The organism is Dyadobacter sp., from assembly GCF_051859145.1.
Taxonomy (GTDB): Bacteria; Bacteroidota; Bacteroidia; order Cytophagales; family Spirosomataceae; genus Dyadobacter.
In genome coordinates this window covers 1-5,369 of record NZ_JBHYGF010000297.1, presented here as the reverse complement: position 1 = coordinate 5,369, position 5,369 = coordinate 1, and the positions used below count along the sequence as shown (strand labels likewise).

General features: G+C 45.5%; 5 protein-coding genes. All 5 read right to left on the bottom strand.

Annotated elements, in window-relative coordinates; all coding sequences use genetic code 11:
- Positions 1-273 (bottom strand): ATP-binding cassette domain-containing protein (locus ACTIE6_RS16660; RefSeq protein ID WP_439557717.1); only part of this gene is annotated, 273 nt, incomplete at its 3' end.
- On the bottom strand, positions 270-1,526 hold the full coding sequence (locus ACTIE6_RS16655; RefSeq protein ID WP_439557716.1) for a nitrous oxide reductase family maturation protein NosD: 1,257 nt from the start codon (positions 1,524-1,526) through the stop codon (positions 270-272). The genes ACTIE6_RS16660 and ACTIE6_RS16655, both read right to left, overlap by 4 nt.
- Positions 1,527-1,541: 15 nt before the next feature.
- Entirely contained in the window at positions 1,542-2,579 is a 1,038-nt protein-coding gene (locus ACTIE6_RS16650; protein ID WP_439557715.1) for a nitrous oxide reductase accessory protein NosL, read from the bottom strand.
- A gap of 123 nt (positions 2,580-2,702) precedes the next feature.
- Positions 2,703-4,679, bottom strand: coding sequence for a Sec-dependent nitrous-oxide reductase (nosZ, locus tag ACTIE6_RS16645; protein WP_439557714.1), 1,977 nt, complete (start codon positions 4,677-4,679; stop codon positions 2,703-2,705).
- A 30-nt stretch (positions 4,680-4,709) separates the two neighbouring features.
- Positions 4,710-5,171 (bottom strand): c-type cytochrome, encoded by a 462-nt coding sequence (locus ACTIE6_RS16640; protein WP_439557713.1) that lies wholly within the window; start codon positions 5,169-5,171, stop codon positions 4,710-4,712.
- Positions 5,172-5,369 lie beyond the last annotated feature (198 nt).

Sequence of the window (5,369 nt, the reverse complement as noted above, 5' to 3'; positions counted from 1 at the left end):
CCCGATGCTCATATTCTCCGGATAACGGCCCATTTGTGGCATGTAACCAATGTCGCTGCGGTACTTGTAGTCATTCGCTATGCTCTTGCCGCTAAACGTAATTGTGCCGCTGTCGGGAATAACCATCCCAAGTATCGACTTGATAATGGTTGTTTTGCCGCTTCCGTTAGCGCCGATGAGCGCAATGCACTCGCCTTTGTTGCAGGAAAAAGAAACGTCGGTGAGCACTTTAAATCTGCCAAACTGCTTGGATATATTTTGTAGGGAGATCATAAGTTCAGGGGTTTGATAACAGGCATGGTATCTTTGAGCTGCTCAGGTGTCATGCCGGGGATCATTTTTTCTGTACGGTCCAGCAGGCTCACCATAAAACTTCTGAACAGTATCATAGCCGGAGGATACCGCTCGACGATCATTGAAAACAGGCTTACCGGATGATAAGGCACATCTCCGACTCCGTCTTTGTTCAGGTCATATCCTTCATATTTGTCCCAGTAATTGTTGTCAAAGTTGTTGAGTACCAATGAACTGTTTGTAGCAACGTCAAATGTATTGGCCCGGAAATTATTTTTTTCAATATGGTTGTCCATACAGCTGGCCTGTATTTTCAAAGCCCAGCCGTTGGCGTTGAACCGATTGTTATTAATGCGGATACGGGAAGCGCCTTCCATAAAGATCGCGGTTGTGTTGCCTGAAAATAAATTATCTTCAATATGGCTGTCAGAGATTTCTTTTAACAAAATACCGTAGGCTGAATCCCCCCAGTTGTCTTTGAAAATATTGTTTTTCATATTGACATGATTGGTGTACATCACAGCCACCCCGGCGCCATTGCTGCTGAATGTGTTGCGGGTGTAGTTGTTATGGTGGGCAAACATGAAATGAAGCCCATAACGCAGGTTTCCGTGGCTGGTGTTATTCTCTACATTGCTGTTGGTTGTGAATTCGAGATACATGCCATCGCGATGACCCTGAATGTGGTTGCCATAAATGGTCAGGCTATCGCTTTTCCAGCTATGAATGCCGTTTCCAATCAAATGCTCAGCTTTTCCATACGCTTTGAGCCGGTTATTTGTTATCAAGCAATGCTTTGACTGCTGCAGGTAAATTCCAAAAAAGTTGTCTTCCAGAACATTCCCCGTTACACTTACATGATGGGTGTTGTAAATCCGGATACCGGCGATGTCTTGCATGGATGACTGGCCCGATGCTTTGATCACCAATCCTTCAATAGTAACATGAGAGGATTTTACCGATATGATCTCGTATTTTTTCTGCCCGCTCAGTACCGGCCTTTCTATGCCTTTCAACACCAGCGGTTTGTCGATGATGATATTTCCTTCCTGATATAATCCTTTGTTGACCAGTATTGTGTCTCCTGCCAACGCCATGCGGATCGCCTGCCGGATGCTCTTTACAGACTGTGTTTTTCCAACACGGATCGTCCGGGCAGAAAGTTCCATTACCGTTGCGGTAGGCAGCCAGAGACAGGCAAGTAAGGATATAATTTTAAGAGTTTTTGGCATGGTTTTCGGGCGGCATTATTTTAGAAGCTCCTCCCATTTTAGCTGAGTCCCTGGAAATTTTTCCTGTGCCTGGCTTAGATCATCCGGGGTTTTGAAACCGGCCAGGTTTCCTCCCATGGGGCTCCGGAACGCTTCGCTGTGCAGAATGTACAAGTCTTTTGCCGCTAATAGTTGTCCGTTGTTATGAAAGTCAGCAAGATAAAAAGCCTCTACATCCGTCTTGCTGACAGTACCATCCTCCACATAGGATAGCATGCATTTAAGATCATCGAATTTATAGGCCCTGCCTTTTTTGGTAACAAGCTCGCAGCTGAACCGAAGGTCGCTGATCGTCATTTTGCAGTGGCTACAAGCATCTATACCACTCTGGATGGGCTGTGCTCCCTTGACCCCGCACGACTGGGCTGCCGTAATTCCAACAGAAAGCAGGGCCAGTGTAACTATGAGCCGGCTAGATGCTGTTATTGAAACTTTTTTTCTGCTGGTCCGCCACTCACTGAACATGCAGTAGGCTGCTACAACACCTGCCAGGATAAATATCCAGCCACCTGCTGCGGGGATGGAATAGGCACCAAAGTTTAATAACTGCTTAAAACCGATCAGCGGGGGCTGGTAAGACATGCCGGGCACAATAATGGCAGCTTCCGGGTTCAAATTATGGCCGTAATCATATTCCCATTTCCAAAAATCGACCATCGCAAGAATACCGAAAAGAGCAAACAGGCCCAGTACAGTGTAGCCGGCAAATCGTTTTCCCCATATCCCGGCAGCGATAAATACAACCGCAAAAAAGATGATAAGATAGGGCAGGATAGTGAACTCGACAAAATCTTCGGTATGCAGCGTTTTCATGCCAATATAATGGTTTAATCCATTGATGATATCCACATTACCGGCCAGCTTATCGCTATAAATTAATAGTTCCAGACCCTCCGGATACTGGGGCGCAGTAAGTTGTATGCGCCAGATAGGAAAGTGATTGACGAGTAACAATGCAATGCCACATAAGATGAGCAGCAGACGGTTAATGCCAAGCATACTGTTATTTTTCATGATTGCCGCGGTTGATGTTCAGTTGATTGCAGCCCCTTCGCCCGGGATCATTTAACACCAACTTGTAAGTCTTATGTTAAATAAGCTTGTCCTGTCGCTTCCGGGGCTGCTGTGAACCTTGTCTTATTCTGCGGGCATGTTAGTGCCGGTGTTGCCTATTAAAGCCACCTTGCTTCCTGCTGGCGACACTCTTACATATCCGGACATTTCCTGGTGCAGCGCGCTGCAGAAGTCTGTACAATAGATCGGGAAAATGCCCACACGGTCCGGCACCCATTTCAAGGTTTGGGTCTCCCCGGGCATTACCAGCAGTTCACCGTTATTAGCACCTTTTAGAGCAAATCCATGCGGCACATCCCAATCTTGTTCCAGGTTAGTGAGGTGAAAATAAACCTCATCGCCGATGCGTACCCCTTCGATGTTGTCCGGTGTCAGGTGGGAACGGATTGCGGTCATGTACACATGTACTTTGTTTTTGTCGCGTACTAACTTGGTTTGAGCCTCTCCTTTACTAGCATATGGATGCTTGTTTTCCTCCAGTTTAAATATCTTGATCGATTGATCTTTTATTTTATCGGCCCTGATCGCCTGGGCATAATGCGGCTCACCTATGGTAGGGAAATCCAGGATCAACTTCATTTTATCTCCGGAAATATCAAATAGCTGGGCACTTTGCGCCAGTTCAGGTCCGGTAGGTAAATAGCGGTCTTTGGTGATTTTGTTGTAAGCGATCAAATATTTGCCGTCTGGTTTTTTTGAATCCCCACCAGGGATCATCAGGTGACCAGGAGAATAGTAAACAGGTTGGCGGTCAATCACTTTCAGGTCTTTAATGTTCCATTTAACAATTTCAGAAGATACGAACATCGTAGTGACCGCATTTCCCCTCCCGTCAAATTCCGTATGCAATGGTCCTAGTCCTGGTTTTTGCACCTCGCCGTATAAAGCGGCTTCATAACTGATTACAGGTATTCCGCTGTAATCACCCTCAAAGGATTTGCTTTCAATCGCCTTAATCATTTTACTGAATGAGAAAACGGGAATCAGCGCGGCAAGTTTTCCGCTGCTTACCATGTATTCTCCTGTCGGGTCTATATCAATGCCGTGGGGTGATTTTGGACAGGGAATGAAGTAACACAGGTCTTTCAATTCTTTCGAGTTCAATACAATCACTTCATTCTTGAATTCCGAGCTCGAAGTGTGGCTCACTTCGCTGTATTTGTTGTGGGCATATTTTACCTTCACTTTTTTGCCTTTTCCGGCTTTCAGGTATTCTTCTGCCTTTTTCCAGTTCACCGCCATGATAAAATCTTTATCGTTTTTCGAAGCGTTTACTTCCAGCAGGGTGTTGGCCTGTTCGGTATTATAACATGAAAAGAAAAACCATCCGTGTGACGGGCCTTTACCCGCTCTGCTTAAATCAAAATTTACACCCGGGGTCTCGATCTGGAAAGCAATATCCATGTTTCCGTCCTTCTGGTCTACACGCACAAAGCTGAGTGTTCCTTTGAAGTTTTTCTTGTAGGTATTAATGGGCACATCCCCGTCTGCGTCGTCTAGTGGCACACTGAAGCGGGTTCCAGCAACTACATATTCTGTATTTTCGGTAATGAATGGAGAAGAATGGTTCCCGCTGCTGTTAGGCAATTCCAATATCTCAGCAGTACGGAAAGTTTTAAGATCAATGCGGGCGAGCCGGGGCGTATTGTTGCCGTTCACAAACACCCACCGTCCATCATTTTCGCCATTGGTTTTGGACAGCTGAACATGGTGCAGATCATCCCAGGGAACACTGCCATGAGAAGTATTGAGCATCGGCTTTGTTTCCTCACTGAATCCCCAACCCTTCTCAGGATCCTGGGAAAATACCGGGATTACCCGCAACAAACGACCTGACGGTATGCCATATACGGAAAGCTGTCCGCTAAAGCCGCCTGAAACAAAATTGTAGAATTCATCGTACTTGCCAGGCTCAACATAGGTTTTGGCAGCAGCGTCGCCACTGATGGCCGTGTCAGCACTTTTAGGTTTACAGGATTGCATGCCACCTGCCAGCAAAGCGACTGAGACAGCGCCTATTAAATATTTCAACGTTTTCATAAAATTGTGTTTAATCGGAAAATGAAGAGGTTATTGAACGCCGTCGTTCTGCCGCATGAATTCTAGAATATTCCGTGCGTCATCGTCGGACAAATTCTGATTGGGCATCCGCACAAGACATAGTTCAAGTTGGGCCTGCACCTTGGGATCTTTGTCGATCATCGCATCAGGGCTGGTTATAAAGTTCATGATCCATTCTGGCTTATGCCTGGTACTTACTCCTTTCCAGCCAGGTCCAACCAGTTTCTCATCCGTTAGTTTATGACAGCTGGAACACTTAAGATCAAATACCTCCTTACCGCCTGCCGCCATTTTCATATCCAGCTTTTCTGGTATTTCGACCTTGTCAAACTTGCCTTCACCACGTTCAGGGTCATAATCAGAGGTCTTAGGCATTTCTTCCGTACTTGCCGTTTCGTCGGTCTTTTCAGTATTTTGTCCGCATCCATATAACATTAAAACAGGGAGCAGCAGGAGCAACGATTTTTTCATTTTTTTATAACGTTTGGTGAAAACACAACTGTTAATGAGCCTTTCAGATAAATAAGAACCGACTACGACTCAAATGTAAATGTCTAGAATCCCTCATTTTATGAGTTCACGCATAAACAGGCGTTGCGAACTCTCAAAAGAGTAAAAATTTTTTGCAACGTGCTTTTATTCAAGTAGTTTAGGTGATGCATTGTTATT